This is a genomic window from Deltaproteobacteria bacterium, from assembly GCA_019310525.1.
Lineage (GTDB): Bacteria > Desulfobacterota > DSM-4660 > Desulfatiglandales > HGW-15 > JAFDEE01.
In genome coordinates this window covers 1-19,017 of the sequence record JAFDEE010000056.1, presented here as the reverse complement: position 1 = coordinate 19,017, position 19,017 = coordinate 1, and the positions used below count along the sequence as shown (strand labels likewise).

Genomic DNA, 19,017 nt, shown 5'->3' with positions numbered 1-19,017 from the left:
CCGTAGGTGCTGATAACGAGTAGAATGAAGAAAATACCGCCACCCAATAAGCTCGGCCGGACCGGTGCTTCTTTTAATTCGGAACGCCTCTCCCAGATGAGATAGGCTGAGACGACAGGAATGAGAAGGGCGTAGGAATAGTCTTCATTGGTGGTCCAGATGCTGAAAAGACCCGTTAGCGTTGTTGCGTAACATATCGAGAAGCTGATTGACAACACGAGCAACGGCATCCAGCCAGGCCACTGGGTTCGTGTTTTTGGATTATTCAGGTTCATTGCAAAATATTTCAATCAATGGCTTCATCAACCCCCTGGTTTCTAGGTTGAGAATCACTCATCCATAAATTCGATTTTTTCTTTGGAGAATGACCGCAGCACCCTGGCTGGAACTCCGGCGGCCACGGAGTAGTCGGGGATTTCTTGCGTGACCACGGATCCCGCTCCGATTACGGCGCACTCACCAATGGTTACGCCGTCGGTGATAATGGCCCTGGGCCCGATGTAACACCCTTTCTTTAGTAAGACCCCTTTTCGGACGGGACGATTTTCCCCCAGGACCTTCCTGAAATGGACCGGCATGATGAAGTGTCCGATGATCATGCTGCCCGAGGCAATCGCCGCATAATCCTGGATCTCGATGCTCTCAGGATAAGTGTTGTCGATAAACACCTCAGAGCCGATGAAGACGCCGTCACCGATTTTCACCCCACGCCAGCGGTGAATCCAGACTCTCCACTTCGGATGCATGGGAAACAGCCTCGCCATGGAGTGAAGCAGCCGCCCCATGACCGAACGGAGTGCGCCGGCCCCTCTGAACTCGTCCTCAAGGGGTACCTGCCCTGTGATCATTCTCATTTCCAGATCACCCTTGAGCGTTTTTTTGACAATACACGAAAGAACATCTCTTCCGTCAGTCGGGCCGTCTGATCCCAGTTATACCGCTCGGATACAGACTTTCTGGCCTTTTCACCCATACAGACCATCTGGTCACGGTTCAGGCGAAGGGCGTATTTTACCTGTTTCACGAATTCTCCCTTGTCCTTCGAGTCGAAAAGGAAACCGTTAACACGGTCTTGAATAACCTCGCGATGGGCCTCTATATCGGACGCAATACAGACCCTCCCGTAGGACATGCCTTCAAGCAATACGATGGGAAGACCTTCGCTGCCAGATGGGGTGAGCAGACATTTGCAGTTGGAAAGGAGTTCCTGCTTTTCCCTCCCAACCACGGGTCCGGTGAAAACGATCTGATCCCGGCCGTCCGCCCTTGATTTCAGCTCATCGAGGTACCTTTTCGTGTTGGAATCCTGGGCGCCTCCGGCTATAACGATACGGTCCCCCGTTTGAACGAAACGGGCCATGTCGATGATCCAGTCGACCCTTTTGACCGGATCAATCCTTCCGAGAAAGAGGAGATAATCGTTTCCCTCAAGCCCGTATTTTTTCTTTATGATATCGGGCTTGCGGATCTCTATTGCTTCGATACCGCTGGGCAGCACATCTGCCTCCCGCCCGAAAAGATCCCGGATCCTGTTTTTCCAGAAGGAGGAAACCGTAACGACATGGTCGGCCTGGGTGATCCCGATCCTGCCGGCAAGTCTAAGCATACTGTGGGCGAACCTCCCATACTTTGGATTGCGCCACTGGCCGTCGATAAGCCCGTGGGAGGTGACGAAGGTGATTTTGCCTGACGCCCTCACGGGAGGGACGAAAAAATAGGATCCGTAACCGTGGAAATCTACGATGTCATAAGGACCAGTCATGGCGCCCAGCGCGGCAAAAGCCCCGTTGCTCAATGCATCAACTGCCTGCAGGTGGAGGGCGGGCACACTCACGACGCGTATGCCTTCGTATGTTGATTGATGGAGATCTTTCATGTACCATCCCGAGCCGAAAACCGTCACCTGGTGGCCCCGCTTTGAAAGCCTCCTGGAGATTTCTTCAACGTACCTCTCGATTCCGCCCCATTTGGCAGGGAGCCCTTTCGTCCCGATCATTGCTATGCGCATTTTTTCCACTGGATATTTCTTTCAGGGAGAAGGCCGGCCTGAATCCGTGTTACTCCAGTATGGCGTCCCTTACCCGTTTTTCCCAGTCAAACAAGTAGACCTGATATCTGGTGAAGGTTAACATTCTTAACTTTTGATAGAACTCCGGATCGAAGATGGACTTTCTGAGTTTCCGAACCAATTCCCGGTGTGTATCAAGACTGAAGAGAAGTTTCCTGTAACCCAGCACCTCTCTAACCCCCTCGACATTCGATCCAAGGCATGGGACCCCGCAGCCCAGGGTCTCGAGCAGGGCGTTCGGAGATCCTTCGTGGGTGCTTGGAAACACGAAAAGGTCGGAACTCGCGATCAGGGGCCGAGGGTCGCTCAACCAACCGGAAAAGAAGACCTGGTCCTTCACGCCCGAGCGCACGGCGATCTTCTCCAGCCTTTCCCTCTCCCCGTTGGGAACGGGCTCATCCCCGATGATGATAAGTTTGGCTCGGTTTGATCCCAGTTCGCCCATGGAGCGGATGAGGAAATCAAAGTTTTTTCCCTGGACAAAGACCCCGCATGTTGAAATGAGGAATGCATCGTCGGATATCCCGAAATGATTCCGCAATCGGGACCGCTCATCCGGATCTACTCTGTAGTCTTGATCCGCGTTGTTGGGAACAACATCTAGTTTCTCAACAGGCAGGTCATAACGGGATCGATAGACTCCCATGAGAGCTTCACTGACAAAGAGGGTGCGGCGGCTCATCCGGATGCCGACCCGATCGATCAAATAAAAGAAGACGTTTCTCGCCCGGTTTCTCCCGTGCTTCATGTTGTCTGCCCTTATGAAGGTCACGGCGGGAATCCTGAGAAGAAGAATCGGTAAGAAGCACAATGCGGTATAAAACGGGCCGAAGGTGATGATTCGATCGATCCCGTGTCTTTTGGCGACCCGGAAAGCCTTTAAAGAAGACAACAGGATGAAAGACAACCAGAAAATGATGTTTTCTCTGTCACGGCAGGGTGCGCGAATGATATCCTGGAAAACGCCTGGGCCTTCCAGGGACATAGGTCTGGAACCGATGAAAAACACGGAATGGCCCTCCTTCGCCATCGAATCCAGAAGCCGGCAAAGCCGCCTGGTGAATCCCCCCCTTTTGTCTTTGTAAAAGATGGACAATACTTTCATAACGAAAAGTAATCCCTCGCTACATCGGATACCACGAAACGGTGCTTGCCGGATTCGCCGGGAAGGATCCTTGAAACCAGATCGAAATCTATTTTCATGCCATGACCGCTCTTCTCATGAATCCTTGCCGCCAGGATCTTGAGGCCTCCGGGATTGAATTCATCATCCACCTCCAGGGTGATTTTGATACGCTCTTTCCTCACCTGGTGGACCCGGAACATCCTTATCCCTGGAATACTCCTGAACAACAAGGTCCAAAAGGTGCCGGAGATCATGTTCCCGTTGCTGCAGATCACCATGTCAAAGGTGCGGCCCTCGATCCGTTCCAAAAGGGGAAGTCCTCTGCCGCAGGGACATTCCTTCCCGAAGCGGACCGCCAAGTCGCCGATCCTGTAACGGATGAAAGGCATCGCGTATTTATAAAGGTCCGTCACCACTATCTCGTGCAGTCCGTCTTCTTCGTTCTCCGTCGGGACAAGCTCTACAAGGAGACGGTCGGATTGAATATGGAGCCCGCGGTGCTCTTCGCATTCCGCAGCTATGGGACCGAATTCGCGACACCCGTAACGATTGAAAACAGGGGCTCCTATATGGGTCTCGATATCCTCCCGCTGGTGGTCAAAGAGGGTCTCTGCAGAGGAGATGATGGATTTGATCCCCAGGGGTCCGGACCGCCTTTCCTTTAGAAAAAGCGCGAACCTGTGTAAGGGGGTTGGGTATCCGATAAGCACTTTTGGTCGGAATTTTTTTATTTGCTCGAGACATCGTTCCAGCGTTTCTTCCGCCATATCAAAGGATGAAATAAAAAGCCTGCGCAGGAACAACCTGTCGAGGTGTCTTCGGAGGGTATGCCCTTTTCCAAGGTCGAGGGGTGACCCCCAGATCTGGACGAATCTATCACCCGGATTCAAATCCGCCCAACAGTCGCAACGAACAGCAGAAGCAAACCTGTGGGCCAGTTCATTCCTGTCTTCATAGAAGATGATTTTCTTCCCCGTAGAGCCTCCCGTGGAGTCTTCCGTAAGGTGTCGTTTGCGGTAATTCCGGCCGATGAGGTCCTGCTGGTTGTTGATGATGTCATCTTTTGTGAGAAAGGGAAGACCGGCGAAGTCATCCATGGATTTTATGTCTTCTGGATGACACCCTGCTTCCTTCATTTTCCGGGAGTAATAGGGCACATTTTCATAGGCGTGTGAGAGCAATCTCTTGAGAGCCGCCCATTGTCTCTCAAGCAGTTGATCCCTTGGGATCCATTGTTTTTGGATGTAATCGGGGATTTTCTCCCCGACCCTTAATCTCCTGAATTTCCAGAACGCAGGGTAGACGATTTTTCGTGAAAACAGGTTGAGCATTACCTTTTCGAAAAGTATCTGTAGATCCTGTCAAGGGCCACTGCCCAGGCGTTTCCGTGAAAGCGGTCCAGGTAGAATTTCAAGGTGAACAGGAAATTTTTCCATGGGAACCGATGGGCCCCAAGGGGATTCCCGCTGGAGATCCTGTGTATGAACCGGGCATCGTCCCCTGGGGCGTTTCGCCCCCTCTTTACCGTGGACGCCCGAAAACCGCAGTCTTGCGCCAATCGGATGAGCCTGTCGTTGTATGCGCCGCCGGGCCAGCAAAGGTATCTCACCTCCTTTTTAAGGGCTTGCTCGATGGCCCTTCTGTTGTCCCATAATTCATAGCGAAGCCTTGCTTCCTGTTCGGAATCCGTCTCGAACCGGGCATGGTGTTTCTCTTTCTCCAGGTGCCTTCTGACAAGCTGTGTCAACACCTTCCGCCAGTCGGTCCGGGAGAAAAAGGTCTCTGCACCGTTATCAAGAACAAAATCCCGGATCATTCGATTCAAGGCAGGGTCTTCAAGGTATCTCCTCGCCACCATGGCCCGCTTGTTTTCATATACCGGAAGGCCCCAGAGTTCCTGTTCGGGAGGATGGAGCATCCATCGGGGTTTTTTCGAGGGAAACCGATTCCATTGCATCCAGGGATATTGAGAGGCATTCCCTGGATGATAGAAGTCTATGATGTCGCCGGAGACGAAGTGCCAGGTATGGGTGGATGTGTGGGACTGGATGTCTACGAGGCCCGATGCCTCCATGCGCCTCATCTCGGCCCAGGAAAGGTATCCCAGTATCTGTAAGTCGTCCTCGTTTGCTCTGCCGTCCCAGAGGTCCTCAAGGGTGGGTCTCGGGGTTTCCGAAATGTCCACGAACTCCTGGCTGACGTAGATGGTGAATTTTACGCCCCGCCTCTTGAGTATAGGGAAGGCTATGACCCAGTTGTCCAGGAATCCGTCATCAAATGTGAGCATGACGGCCTTTTGTGAAAGAGATTGCTCCCCTTTCATGTAATGATACAGGTCGTCGTGAAAGATGAACTCATAACCCCTGCGAAGGAGGTAATCGATCTTCCTTTCGAACAGTGCCACGGGTTCCGAGAGAAAACGATAGGGCCAGTCCAGGTGGGATGCCCCCACACTGTGGAACATGAGAACCGGCACGGAGTATGGACGTTTTTTCACTATTGTCCTTTTTCTTCTGGGGATGTCCTGCTTTCAGGTCCTTCAACCCTTGCCTTTTTCCCGGCAAGTTTCCTGTAAAAGGTGAGAGTCCGCTCGAAAATCAGGGGGGCATCGAAATTTTTCTTCACGAAGTCAAACGCGGCACTTGCCATTCGAGAGCCTTCGTTCGGGTTGAGGATCAGGAATTCCAGGGCCCGGGCAAGGCCATCTTCATCCTTTGGTTCCACCAGAAGGCCCGTTTCTCCATGGCGAATGAGGTCGGGGTTTCCGCCGACCGCAGTGGCGACTACCGGCACCCCGGCCCCCATGGCCTCCAGAATGGCAATGGATATACCTTCGCTCAGGGATGAGTTTACAAAGATGTCAGAGGCGCTCAAAACCCTTGGGATATCCCGGTGCAGCCCAAGGAACCTGACCTGCCGCGTAATCTCCAGGGCTTTACAAAGGGCCTGGAGGCGCTCTCTCGATTCCCCTTCACCTGCCAATAAAAGGCGGGCAAGAGGATGCCTCTTTAGGAGCCGGGAAAAGCACCGCAGGAGATACTCCTGTCCCTTAACCGGTTTCAGACTCGCAATATTCGTGATGACGACGTTGTCCCGGGTAAATCCCAGGAACCCCTTCGATTCAACGCGTTTGCCGCCGGCGCCATCAAACGCTTCCACCCATACGGGATTTCCGATCACGCGGATCTTGGAGGGGGCGAGCCCTCCTATCTCGATTTGGTGACGCCTGACCTCATCTGAAATCGCGATCAATCCGTCCGCCAAAAGGTTTGCACTCCATTCGTCGACGATTGTTTTCAAGCGATCCTTGGCTCTACCGGACCTTTTCCAAGTGGAAGGGGCATGCAGAGTCGAGACGATGACGGGAACCCCGGCCAGTCGTCCGGAAATCCGGCCCAAGAGATCGGCCGTAAACAGGTGGGTGTGAATCACGTCTATCCGGAGGTTTCGTAGGTCCCTTACGGTTGCTGCCAGCCAGAAAGGCAGCATCGACCAGCGGAAAGGCTTCACCATGGGCTCGATTCCCGCCTCTTTCAGTTCATGGGCGAGGGGTCCCCCGCTAAGGGCCATGACATGGGGGATAACGGGATACCGCTTAGAGCACTCTGCCATCGTGCATACGACTCTCTCAGCCCCACCCAGGCGGAGGCTTCCAACGAGGTGAAGGATGCGAAGGGGTCTCCCGGTTTTAAGTGCACCGGGCCCGGTCTCCAAAATCTCTCCAGTAGACTTCATGTCGTGCAACAGGCCCCATGATCCTTCATAAGGCCGGGTCCGGCCCCCAGGAAGACCCCGGCCGGCAACCATACCCAAGGCTGGAATATGGCGTTGCTCTCGAAAAAGGCTATGGCGGTGATCCCCAGGAGGGCGGCCATGAATGCGATATAGAAGTCTTTGTAGACGCCTTCGGGAAGCTGTGAGTAACATCTTCCAAGTCCATGGAAAAGGCTGATCAAAAGCAGACCAAGGAGCATTACCCCCACGAATCCTCCTTCTATCCAGTAAAGCAAAAATTGGTTCTGGCCCTGGTTTGAAAAACCAAAAAGGGATTTGCTGAAGGACGGCATGCTCATCAGGCCGTGGCCGAAAACAGGGGAAGACAGGCCTGCGGGGATGAGGGCGGACCACAACCCGATGCGGCCGCTTGATCCCGTCGATCCCAATCTCAGCCTTTCCGGGGACATCAGGGGAAACAGCAGGAGGATGGGGAGGACGATAAGGGGTATAAATCGTTTGTACCTACGGAATCCCATGTAAAGGGAACCCAGAAGAAAGGCCAGCCATGAGGCCCGCGTGTAGGTGAAAAACAGTACCACCATTAAAAGAAGAAGTGCGCTCCATGTTAGGGGCATGTAAACGCCCCGCGCGTGGTTGCCGAAAGAGAGCTGGAAAAGGACGGTCAGGGGAAAGATGAGGTACATTCCGAACATGTTGGGGATTCCGAACGTTCCCATGACCCGATTGAAATTCTCAAGCTCGATGTATTGGGTCCCGAAAAGAATCTGCCACACAGCGACCCCGACGGGTATGAGGAGGGAACCAAACAATGCGAACAGTAATTTGTCGATCTCTTTTGCTCCCCGACTGTATTTCAGGCCGACAGCGAACAGGACGAAGACGCCCATTATTCTTCCAAGTTCTTTCAGGGACCTTAAGATCACAAGATCCTTCAGGTTCAACAGGATGGTGATAAGCATCCAGGAGGCAAGGATGAGAAAAAGGGAAAATACCTTTTTGGCTTCAGGAAACGGTGCGCCTGGTTTTCTCAGGCAGGATGTTCCCCCACAGATCAGGATCACCGTCAACATCACCCCCCCGAAGGAAAAGGTGACCGTGGACCCGGGAACCGGGAGTGATGCATCGTTGAGTACCTGCAGCAGGGGAGACAGGGCGAAATAGACCAGGGTGGTTTCAAGCGGTCTTAGCAGGAGAAATACACCCAGGAAGAGGCCGCACACGACGGTTGTGGAAAGCGCCCACATTTCGAAGGCATCTTCGATATAGGCGATTTTTATCAAAAGGATGCCTGCTCCCAGGGCAAGCAGGGCCGGCAGGATATGCCAAAAGATCGTTTTAAACGAAAAGGATCTCATGGGTCGGAATGAAGCCTGCCCCTGGAAGAATGAAGGAAGGCAGTTATAGTCGGCTCCCTGAGTAAGAGCAATATCGCTGCATAGGAGAAGGCCCCGGCCAGGACCTTGGACGGAAGGGCGATCCACGCAGGTTCCTCCAGGTATCCGGAAAGAAGAACTATAACGGCGCACATGGCGGAAGTGGCCGCTATTGAGACGAACAGGGTAGACAGGGGCAGGGGGACCGGGATATAGACCCGGCTCATTTTTACTGAAGCGGCCAACTGGATGAGATAGGCGGCTGTTGTGGCGAACGCGGCTCCCATGTATCCGAATTCAGGAATCAACACCAGATTAAGAACAATATTCGTCCCCGCCGCCAACCCCGAAATCATGAGAACGAGCCTGGTGGCTTTCTTGAGTTCAAACACCCTTGTGAAAACCTGGTTGAGACATGAAAAAAAGATGCCTGAACAGATCCAGGGAAAAATTTCGTGAACCCCGGTAAACCGCGCTCCGAGAAATAGACGGCCCAAGTCCTTTGACAGAAAGGCGGAAGCCGCCGCAAGGGGCAGAATGGTGATAAGTACAAGTCTTAAAGGTTGAACAATGACCTGTCCGAACTCTTCCCTCGGTTCGGTGTTGAATTTTTGGAGCAGCAGGGGGGTATAAGCCAAAAGAAGAATCGATCCGGGCGTTTCAATGAGCATTTCGGCGAAGCGATATCCGGCCGAGTAGATGCCGACCTCATCGTAACTACGAAAAAAGCTCAGCATATATCTGTCAGCAAGTGAGAGCGCCGTACCCGTGATCGCGGCCCCCATCAGGGGAAATCCATAGCGGAACATGCTTTTCATAATCACCTTTGAAAACATGCGAAACCGAATGGACAAGTAGATCCTGGAGTGAAGGACCTCGTACAGGGACAGGACTGAGAAGGATATGATCATCCCCCAAAGGAGGCCTTCATGGGCCCACTTGAAAATTGAAACAAACAAAACACCCAGAACAAGTTTTATTATGGAGTCAGCGGTCCTTAGCAGGCTGAATCTGAGGGGCAGTCTTTCGGCCCTTAGAATAATGAGGAACAGGTCGAATACGGTCTTGGAAGCAAGCAGGAAGACTCCCAAGGCAAAGGGCAAATCATAGGCTCCCGAAATTCCCAGTCGTTTTAAAACGAAAATCAGCACATAACCAATGAAACTGATAAGAGAAAGAGATAAGAAGAAAGATGCTGCGCACGTCGAAAAAAAAGGGCCTGACTCCGATTTCGATTCGTCGAAAAATCGAAGCGCAGAAAAATTGAGCCATCCAAAACCAATGTTTGCTGCAAACGCCACGGATGTCAGAACAAGGATATACTTTGCATATTCCTCAGGACTCAATAACCGGGTAAAGACGAATATAGAAAGGAACCCACAGAGCCCGGGCACAAGGTGGGAAGGCGTATACTTCCATGCATCCTTCAGGATATCCTTGATAAATGTCCGGCGGTCTTGTTCCATGTCTGTGTCTGATCGATTCGATCGGAATATTTGCTGGATTTTATTGAGGGGGCATGGGGGTCTTTTTGATGCGACCACGGGCAGGCCCGCTAGACAACCGGCGGGTAAAACTCCCCCGACCCTAACCCCATGAAATAACCAGGCCGAGAGATTCAGGAACGAGGAAAAGCTCCCAATGCCCTTTATTCGGTGGTGCAGGCATTTTTCAACCCGCAATTTTTCATGAAGAGTCCGATTTTGGCCTCGGCCCGATCTCTCAACTTCTGTGAATTCAAGAAGCCGGCCACGTATAATACGGAGAGGAGTGATACGAACGACCAGAGCCTGACCGTCGGCCTTTTCTCTGCACTGGCGAACAGTGCCATCTGAAGGAATTGCAAAGAAAGAAACCTGACGCACGCAAACAAGGCCTTCCATGTCCCGAGGCCGGAGCGGGAACTTTTCCCTGCCCTGAAATAGGCCATGATGTGATGATCGACTGGGTTGCGATGAAAATGATATCCGACGACATCCCTTACCGTTACATGTTTGAATCCTCTTTTTTGAAGCACCTTACCGATCACCGTATCCTCGCCCGCATGAACGTGCCTAAGGGCTTCTTCGCACAACAGCAATACTTCTCTCTTGATCAACGTGCATCCGATGGTGCCGCTTCTTTTTACGAATTTTCTCCTGAATCCGGCACAAAACTTGGTGTACTTTTCATAGTCTGGAAAAATGATCTTGAAGTCGCTTTCAAGATAACCGCCTACCGAGGCCAAACGGTTATCGGCAAGTGGCCTTGTCATTTTCTCCCACCAGTTGGGATAAACGATGACGTCCGAGTCGATTGATGCGATCCATTGCGTTCGGGACAGCTTGGCCTGCATGATCCGCTTTACCCCGAGGCGACCCTCCACCCGATACACCTTGGCTCCCAAGGCCTCAGCCAGGCGGGGTGTGTTATCGGAGCTGTCATCCACCAGTATGATTTCGTTATAGGGAATGTTTTCCTGAACGGCCTGGATCACCTTTTCGATGGTGTGTTCGTTGTCTTTGGTGGCGATCGTGACGTCTATTTTCATGGGTGGCTTTGTTCTAATTCCGCGGTCCCGGGGGAGAAGAAAATGCCCTTGTGAAAAGCCTATTGTTCGCGGCCAAGAATCCGCTCCGTTGCCCGGGCCGGAACCGGATTTTAGCGGGAAATAATCACGGCTGATTTCGGAGGGATAGAGATTTTCAATGAATGCAAATCGCCTTGATGATTGGGAATGGCCTTAACAGGAACCCGGCAGTGAAACCGGGTGGGATTGACGAAGACAGAGGCCTTTTCAAAATCGCGGCGAATGACGATTCCCCTTCCGGGATCGAGCATGATGTGGCCAGGGTCCAATGGGGCCTGTGATCTTCCAGTGATGGTCGGAGGACCTGCGGGTTGTCCTGTTTCCATTTCGTATTCTTCGAAAAAGGGCAGTTCGCCGTCCATGGAAGGAACATCAAAGGAATAAAGGGTTTTTTCATCGGCATATAACAAGTAACTGGCCAGGGAGAAGATGAAGGGTCCCCGAACCTCCACCCGGTTCCCTCGGGACCCGCAATGGACCAATATTGTTTTACCTGTTTTCGTCAAACCCCGTAAATCGGCTACCTCTTCCCTCCATTCCGAAAGGGTGGGTCGATATCCTTGGTCTTGCCAGGACCCGTGAACGAAACCCTCGAACATGATTCCGTCGATGGAATCCAGGAATTCCCCCCTCTCATCACTGTTAATAAAAACCAACTTGGCGCCCAGGCGATCCTTTAGCTTTTTCAGGAAAACAGAGACACATGAGTAATAGCGATCCTGGAAATGGGCATTGAAACGGGGCCGGTTTCCAGGGCCTTCCCCCTCAATGAAGAATTTCCGGGGGGATACCTTTTCCGGGACATCGTCAAGGAATACCCCGTCAAATTCCCCGAAACGTGTGAATTTCCCTTGTATGTATTCGAGCAGGTGGTTCCTGTAGCCCTTGTTGGTGAGATCCATTAGGTACCAGCCGAAAGAATTGTGTCTCACCCGTTTTCCGGTCCTGGTATCCCTGACAAACCAATCGTCGTGCCTTCGCACTTCGGCCCAATCGTCGTAGTCGGTTCTTATCCCGATCAGGTCCCGATAGAAAAGTACCGTGATCCTTGGGTTCAAGGCCTTCAGCTCCCACACCTCTTTGTACTTCCACCACTCCGTTATGAGAATCCGGTATTCCCGGGCGATTCGGTTTGCATATCGACGAATCAACGGGGAATCTCCATATACGGCAAGGTGTTTACTGATGTAGTTCCCCGTATCGGCACAGTACCCTGCCCTAGGGAAGATAGAAAGGATAGAAGCGAGAAAGAAGAAAACGAGGACCACGGCCGAGAGGCTGGGAAGAGATCGGGTGGTTTTCAATGGTCTCATCCCATCGTTCTCCGGAAGAGTTTATGAATTGAAAAATGCATGCAGAACCGGAAAAGGGGCATGGGGATCTTTTCGATGCGACCTATCGGGAGGCCTTCGTTATTTCAAGGGGTCTGGGGATGTGCAGGTGAGATTCTCCTGGTACCACCGGTAGGTCTCAGCTATTCCCTGATCGAGTCCTATCCTGGGCCGCCAGCCCAGATGGTACAGCCTGGATACATCAAGGAGCTTCCGGGGGGTGCCGTCAGGCCTGGAGGGATCGAATCGCCACTCGCCCCTGTATCCGACGATACGGGCGATCTTGACAGCCAGTTCTTCGATGCTCAGGTCCTCCCCCATGCCGATATTCACGATGTCCTTCCCCTCGTATGTGTCCATGAGGTAGAGGCAGGCATCGGCAAGGTCGTCCACGTGGAGGAATTCCCTTCTCGGGGTGCCTGTGCCCCACAGGGTGACGAGGGGTTGTGGGGTGGAGGTGGTTCCATTCAGGCCCAGGGCCTGTTTGATGTCTCCGGGGATGCTTCCATAGCGGGCCTCGTCCCGGCGGATACCTTCCCGGTCCCCCTGGGCCGCCAGCTTGGCCAGGTGAAATTTCCGCAAAAGAGCGGGGAGAACATGGGAAGATTCCAGGTCAAAGTTGTCGTTGGGCCCGTACAGATTGGTCGGCATTACGCTGATGAACCGGGATCCATGCTGCCGGTTATAGGACTGGCACATCTTGATGCCGGCGATCTTCGCCACGGCATAGGGCTCGTTGGTGGGCTCAAGAGGGCCGGAAAGGAGGAAGTCTTCCTTCATGGGCTGAGGGCAATGTTTCGGGTAGATGCAAGAGCTGCCCAGAAAGAGGAGCTTCTTGACCCCGAAGAGGTGGGCGGCATGGATGACGTTGGTCTGGATCGCGAGGTTGTGGTAGATGAAGTCAGCCGGATAGGTGTTGTTTGCAAGGATTCCTCCTACCCTTGCAGCGGCCAGAAATACGTACTCCGGTCTTTCTTGCTCGAAGAAGGCCTCAACCGCTTCCTGGCGGGTCAAATCCAACTCCTCGTGGGTCCGCAGAACGAGATTCCCGTATCCCCGGCTCTCAAGCTTACGCCGGATCGCAGATCCCACCAACCCCCTGTGTCCGGCAATGTATATCTTGGCTTCTCTGTCCATTTTCTGCATAGGGCTTTCAAGGTGACCCCGGGATTCTGTTCTATTCGAACTGGTTATAGGTCCGAAATCCCGCGTCGTTACATAATTGATCTTTCTCGGCCTCTTTCAGGTCTTCCTTGACCATCATCCTGACCAGTTGGTCGAAGGTGACTTTCGGCTCCCAGCCCAGTTTAAGGCGTGCCTTCGTGGGATCCCCAAGGAGGGAGTCCACCTCCGTTGGCCTGAAATACCTGGGATCGATTCGGACCCGCACCTTCCCGGTTTTCCGGTCCCTGCCGACTTCATCCACGCCGCTGCCATCCCACTCGATCTCGATGTCCACCTCGCGGAAGGCCCTTTCAACAAATTCACGCACCGTATGGCTTTCCCCGGTGGCGATCACGTAATCGTCTGGCTCTTCCTGCTGCAACATGAGCCACATGGCCTTTACGAAATCGCCGGCATAACCCCAGTCCCTCCTGGAGTCCAGGTTCCCGAGGTAGACGTTTTCCTGGAGGCCCAGTTTGATCCGGGCGACCGCCCGGGTGATCTTTCGGGTCACGAAGGTTTCACCCCGAACGGGCGACTCGTGGTTGAAAAGGATCCCGTTGCAGGCGAAGATGTTGTAAGCCTCCCGGTAATTCACGGTGATCCAGTACCCGTAAACCTTGGCGGCCCCGTATGGACTCCGGGGGTAAAACGGAGTGGTCTCCTTCTGGGGAACTTCCCGGGCCTTGCCGAACATTTCACTGGTGGAGGCCTGATAGAAACGGGTCTTTTCCTCCATGTTCAATATACGGATAGCCTCAAGGAGCCGCAGGGTCCCCAGCGCATCTGCATTGGCCGTGTATTCCGGGGTCTCAAAGGACACCTGTACGTGGCTCTGGGCTGCGAGGTTGTAAATCTCGTCCGGTTGATAACGCTGGATGATCCGGATCAGATTTGTGGAATCCGTCAAGTCACCGTAGTGCATGAAAAAGCGCACATCCTCCTCGTGGGGGTCCCGGTAAAGGAAATCCACCCGGGCCGTGTTGAAAGAAGAGGACCGCCGCTTGATGCCGTGGACCTCGTATCCTTTGCCCAGAAGGAATTCCGCCAGATAGGCTCCGTCCTGCCCGGTGATGCCGGTAATCAACGCCTTTTTCATGTCGGATTTTCCTCCATGATCCCGAGCCCCAAGCCGGTCTCCCGCCGGTGCCATGCCCAGGCCGTTTCGATGATCGTCTCCAGGTCCTCGAATTGCGGCGACCAGCCCAGTTCCTCACGGATCTTCCCCGAATCTGCGATCAGGACGGCAGGATCCCCGGCCCGTCTCCCTTCTTCCTGAACCGGGATGGCCTTCCCCGTAACTCTTCTTGCCGCCTCGATGACTTCCAGTACGGAGTACCCCTTGCTGTTGCCGAGGTTGTAAATCGCGCTTCCCGCTCCCCCCACGAGCGCATCCATGGCCAGGATGTGGGCGCGGGTCAGATCATTCACGTGGATGTAGTCCCGAATACAGGTCCCGTCTTCCGTGGGATAGTCCGTTCCGAAAATCTTGATGTGCTTTCGCCTGCCGAGGGCGGTCTTGAGAACCAGGGGGATGAGATGGGTTTCCGGGTCGTGCCGCTCCCCGATTTGCGCCGAAGGGTGGGCTCCCGCCGCGTTGAAGTACCGGAGGCTCGCATATTTCAAACCGTAAGCCCTGCGGCAGTCTGAAAGGATGCGTTCGACAGTGAGTTTGGTGGTCCCGTAAGGATTCGTCGGACGGCAGGGATGGTCTTCCCGGATAGGCATCTCCGATGGTTCACCGTAAACGGCCGCCGATGAGGAAAAGATAAAGTACTCGACACCGTGGCGGACCATGGCCTTCAGGAGCCGCACCGTGGCCGCAACGTTATTTAGGTAGTAATCCAAAGGTTTTTCCACTGATTCCCCAACCAGGGAAAAGGCTGCGAAATGCATAACAGCCTGGATCTTCCACCGTGAAAAAAGGTCATCCAGAAGGCGGTCGTCCCCGAGATTGCCCTCTATGAAGATACCCCCGGGCAGGAGATCCCGATGTCCCCTGGAAAGATCATCCAGTACCAGGACCTCGTATCCTTGGTCCAGCAGGTCCCCGACCATGTGGGTCCCGATATAACCTGCACCGCCGACAACGAGTATCATTGGATTCACCAGCCCCTAAAGCCCGAGACCTTCAACGACACGTCTTTGATCCTCCGGACCCAGGTAAGGATGCATGGGCAGGCTGAAGATACGGGCGGCGCAGTCCTCACTCACGGGAAAATCCCCTTCCCCGTATCCCAGGAAAGAAAAGGCGGCCTGGAGGTGAAGGGGCTTGGGGTAATAAATGGCCGATGGGATTTCCGCCCTCCGGAGGGATTCCAGGATGTTTTTCCGGGCCGGGCCGTTCTCGGCCAGAACGGAATACTGGGCCCAGACGCTCAGACAGTCCTCGGGCACCCTGGGTGTGACCAGGCGATCCGTAACCCCGGAGATGAGTTGGTCGTACCGGCCCGCCACCTCCTGGCGAAGCCCGATCTCTTCGGGGAAGATTGAAAATTTTGACAGCAGCACCGCCGCCTGGAAGGTGTCCAGCCGCCCGTTCAGTCCGATGCGGACATTGTCGTATTTGTCGGAACCCTTCCCGTGGATCCTCACCGAGACCATCCTCTCGGCCAGATCGTCATCATCGGTGAAACACATTCCGCCGTCCCCGTAACATCCGAGTGGTTTGGCGGGAAAGAAGGATGTGCACCCGATCGTTCCATGACTGCAGGCCTTCCTGCCTCTGTATTCAGCCCCGAATGACTGAGCGGCGTCCTGGATGACGAAAAGGCCGTGTTGTTCGGCGACTCGGTTGATGGCATCATAATCCGCGGGAAGGCCGAAAAGGTCCACGGGAATGATCCCCCTGGGGGTCAGTTGTCCGTGGTTTTCCTTTCCACTTCGATCCAATTTCCTTGGGAGCGGGTAAAGGCCGGGGTCGTTGGCCAGAACGGCCCGGACGGCCGATTCGAGCTTCACGGGATCGATGTTGAAGGTGATCGGGTCGATGTCAACGAAGACGGGGGTCGCCCCCAGCAGGACCACCACCTCGGCCGTGGCGACAAAGGTGAAGGGCGAGGTGAAGACGGCGTCTCCCGGTCCCACGCCCAAGGCCATCAGGGCCATGAGCAGGGCATCGGTCCCCGAGGAACAACCAATGGCATGCTTCACGCCCACATAGGCCGACAGTTTTTCTTCCAGCTCTCTGATCTCCGGTCCCATGATGTATCTTCCATGGTCCAGGACCGCCTTGAGCCTTTCCTCGATTTCCTTTCGTATACCCGCCTGCTGGGCGGCCAGGTCAATGAATTGCATGGGCAACCTTTCCTTCCAGTAATTGCTCCGCCGTCCGAACCGGCGGCGCTTCGGGTTTTGTATGGCTTCGGCCTTCGGCATACCTGCCGACAGGCTTACTGTCCATCAATCGGAAATCCGTTCTATCCCTTCTCCCACCGCCCTGTACCGCTTTCCGCAGGAAGGGCATTCCAGGTCATCGGGGAGCCGTTCTCCGCACTCGCAGGCCCAGCCTATCCTTTTGGCCGGATTTCCTACCACCAGCGCGTAATCTTGCACGTTGCGGGTGATCACCGTCCCCGCCCCGACAAAGGCATAGCGGCCGATGGTGTTCCCACAGACAATGGTGGCATTGGCGCCGATGGTCGCCCCCCTTTTTACCAGAGTGGGGCGAACCTGGTCCATCTTTTTGATTTCCGCCCGAGGGTTGTACACATTGGTGAAGACCATGGAGGGCCCGCAGAAGACCCCGTCCTCCAGGGTTACTCCAGGGTAAACGCTGACATTGTTCTGGAGTTTGCAGCGGTCTCCGATGGTCACATCCGGCCCGATCATCACGTTCTGCCCGATGTTGCAGTTCTTTCCGATCCTGGACCCGGAGAGCACGTGGGAGAAGTGCCAGATCCTGGTTCCCTTGCCGATGGTGACGTTGTCATCGATAACCGCCGTTTCGTGGACAAAGAACTCACCGTCACCGGGGCGGGAAGGTTCCTTCGGACCGCGGGATGAGCCAGGTGGCGCCGATCCCAGGAAGACCCTGGTTCCATCTTGATCCAGGGACCGCTGGGAGGCCTTTAGTACGCGGAGAACCTTGAGCCCCTCCATTCCGTCCGTCTCGGGCGGCTCGCCCTTGGTTATGGCCTCCAGGAATCGGAGGCACTCCAGCTTAAGGGGTTCTTCCTGGGCAATCACGGGCCGTTCGGGCTCGGCCTTGTCCGGAATGGGGACATTGTCCCGCCACTTTATTTCGTGAGGATAAAGGAGCAACTTGTCTTCCCAGGGCAAGGTGTCATCAAAGACGGCCATTTTTTTGTCTCCCACGACCACAAGCTTTTGCTCCTTAAAGGGATGGAGCCAGGAGACGAAGATCTGGGCCCGAAGACCCGATGGGAACTCGATATGGGTGGTCGTAACATCTGCGATTCGTTGGTGAAGATAACAGCCGCCCGTGGCCAAGACGCTCTCAGGCTCTTCTCCGGCCAAGGCCAGGATCATGGAGATATCATGGGGCGCGAAGGACCAGAGGATGTTCTCTTCCCTCCTGATCTTCCCCAGGTTCAATCGGTGGGAATAGATGTAGTTTATGCGGCCCAGTTCGCCCGATCTGCACAATGTTTTGAGGTGTACGAACACGGGATGATACTGGAGGAGGTGTCCCACCATTAGTACACATCCCTTATCAAGGGCCAATTCAACCAGTTCGGCGGCCTCTTCCTCCTTCAGGGCCAGGGGCTTTTCCACGAAGGTGTGTTTCCCGGCAAGGAGCGCCTCCCTGGCGAGGTTGTAGTGGGACTCTGCAGGGGTTGCGACCACGATTCCATGGATCTCCTCCCGGGAAAGGGCGTCATGGAGGGCCAGGCATGTCTCCACCCCAGGGTATTGTCGGTTGAAGTGTGAAAGGGCCATTTCGTTCTTATCGCAGATGAGCCGCAAGGCCCCGAGGGCTTCAAAATTCCGGACCAGGTTTTTCCCCCAGTATCCCGAGCCGATTACGGCCACACCAGGGGCGTTTCGCCTTTTTTCATTCATCGTGAAAGATCCTTCTCCTCTGTTCAATGGATCTAGGTGAGACCTTTGAAAAACGCCCCCTTTTGCCCAATTTCTGCGTCAGACATAAATGGCATTCCAGCCGGGGCGGTTGAAATCTTCGTCATCCTTGAACAGAATCGAAAGTTTTTCAAGGGCCTCGACGCTTGCAAGATTCTGGTTCAAAGGCCTCGCATCAACAAAGAAACCATATATTACATTCCGGGAGAAAAATCATTCAATTTCGAAAAACACCGGGTTCGTGGTGCCGTAATGGTTTGATCCAGGTCCATGGTTTGGGCGGGAGTTTATGAGACCTTTGAAAAACGCCCCCTTTTGCCCAATCTTCCGCCTTCGCTATGGCTACGGCGTGACAAGTCCGCCAGACAACGGCGGACAAGCGGCGTCAGGCTCAAACCGGGGACCCGCCCGTTGGGTGGGGAGTCCAAGTGAAACGCGGACAAATTTTAATCGTTGAAGTTATTAAAACCCCTATAAAATTTATCGCTTCAAGCAGGATCTGACATGTTCTCCTCGCTAACGCTCGCTCCGCCGTCCATGGCTCCGCTCACTGCGGATTTCGTCCCTTCATCTATCCTGATTCAGGGCCGAAATACGCCCGCTCC

Annotated in this window: 16 protein-coding genes; all 16 read right to left on the bottom strand. The window is 54.1% G+C overall.

Annotation, left to right across the window (positions count from 1 at the left end; all coding sequences use genetic code 11):
* Positions 1-218 (bottom strand): archaeosortase/exosortase family protein (locus tag JRF57_11240; GenBank protein MBW2304273.1); only part of this gene is annotated, 218 nt, incomplete at its 3' end.
* A gap of 111 nt (positions 219-329) precedes the next feature.
* Entirely contained in the window at positions 330-848 is a 519-nt protein-coding gene (locus JRF57_11235; protein MBW2304272.1) for an acyltransferase, read from the bottom strand.
* 2 nt (positions 849-850) lie between these two features.
* Entirely contained in the window at positions 851-1,996 is a 1,146-nt protein-coding gene (locus tag JRF57_11230) for a glycosyltransferase family 4 protein (GenBank protein MBW2304271.1), read from the bottom strand.
* Positions 1,997-2,057: 61 nt separating this feature from the next.
* Entirely contained in the window at positions 2,058-3,173 is a 1,116-nt protein-coding gene (locus JRF57_11225; protein ID MBW2304270.1) for a glycosyltransferase family 4 protein, read from the bottom strand.
* Positions 3,170-4,525 (bottom strand): phenylacetate--CoA ligase family protein, encoded by a 1,356-nt coding sequence (locus JRF57_11220; GenBank protein MBW2304269.1) that lies wholly within the window; start codon positions 4,523-4,525, stop codon positions 3,170-3,172. Before JRF57_11220 ends, JRF57_11225 begins: the two co-directional genes overlap by 4 nt.
* A complete protein-coding gene (locus tag JRF57_11215) occupies positions 4,525-5,691 on the bottom strand; it encodes a polysaccharide deacetylase family protein (GenBank protein ID MBW2304268.1) in 1,167 nt (388 codons plus the stop codon). Before JRF57_11215 ends, JRF57_11220 begins: the two co-directional genes overlap by 1 nt.
* Entirely contained in the window at positions 5,691-6,938 is a 1,248-nt protein-coding gene (locus tag JRF57_11210) for a glycosyltransferase (GenBank protein ID MBW2304267.1), read from the bottom strand. Before JRF57_11210 ends, JRF57_11215 begins: the two co-directional genes overlap by 1 nt.
* Positions 6,926-8,287 carry an O-antigen ligase family protein gene (locus JRF57_11205; GenBank protein ID MBW2304266.1) on the bottom strand — a complete coding sequence of 454 codons (1,362 nt, stop codon included), beginning with the start codon at positions 8,285-8,287 and terminating at the stop codon, positions 6,926-6,928. Before JRF57_11205 ends, JRF57_11210 begins: the two co-directional genes overlap by 13 nt.
* Positions 8,284-9,771: a polysaccharide biosynthesis protein gene (locus tag JRF57_11200; protein MBW2304265.1), complete on the bottom strand. Its 1,488-nt coding sequence runs from the start codon at positions 9,769-9,771 to the stop codon at positions 8,284-8,286. Before JRF57_11200 ends, JRF57_11205 begins: the two co-directional genes overlap by 4 nt.
* Positions 9,772-9,953: 182 nt before the next feature.
* The gene (locus tag JRF57_11195) at positions 9,954-10,835 is read right to left on the bottom strand and encodes a glycosyltransferase family 2 protein (GenBank protein ID MBW2304264.1); all 882 of its coding nucleotides are present in this window, start codon (positions 10,833-10,835) and stop codon (positions 9,954-9,956) included.
* 110 nt (positions 10,836-10,945) lie between these two features.
* Positions 10,946-12,187, bottom strand: coding sequence for a hypothetical protein (locus JRF57_11190; protein ID MBW2304263.1), 1,242 nt, complete (start codon positions 12,185-12,187; stop codon positions 10,946-10,948).
* 99 nt (positions 12,188-12,286) lie between these two features.
* A complete protein-coding gene (locus tag JRF57_11185) occupies positions 12,287-13,342 on the bottom strand; it encodes a GDP-L-fucose synthase (GenBank protein MBW2304262.1) in 1,056 nt (351 codons plus the stop codon).
* Positions 13,343-13,382: 40 nt separating this feature from the next.
* Positions 13,383-14,468 (bottom strand): GDP-mannose 4,6-dehydratase, encoded by a 1,086-nt coding sequence (gene gmd, locus JRF57_11180; protein MBW2304261.1) that lies wholly within the window; start codon positions 14,466-14,468, stop codon positions 13,383-13,385.
* Positions 14,465-15,469 (bottom strand): UDP-glucose 4-epimerase GalE, encoded by a 1,005-nt coding sequence (gene galE, locus JRF57_11175; GenBank protein ID MBW2304260.1) that lies wholly within the window; start codon positions 15,467-15,469, stop codon positions 14,465-14,467. Before galE ends, gmd begins: the two co-directional genes overlap by 4 nt.
* A gap of 15 nt (positions 15,470-15,484) precedes the next feature.
* Positions 15,485-16,666: a DegT/DnrJ/EryC1/StrS family aminotransferase gene (locus JRF57_11170; GenBank protein MBW2304259.1), complete on the bottom strand. Its 1,182-nt coding sequence runs from the start codon at positions 16,664-16,666 to the stop codon at positions 15,485-15,487.
* A gap of 105 nt (positions 16,667-16,771) precedes the next feature.
* The gene (locus JRF57_11165) at positions 16,772-18,394 is read right to left on the bottom strand and encodes a Gfo/Idh/MocA family oxidoreductase (protein MBW2304258.1); all 1,623 of its coding nucleotides are present in this window, start codon (positions 18,392-18,394) and stop codon (positions 16,772-16,774) included.
* Positions 18,395-19,017: the final 623 nt, after the last annotated feature.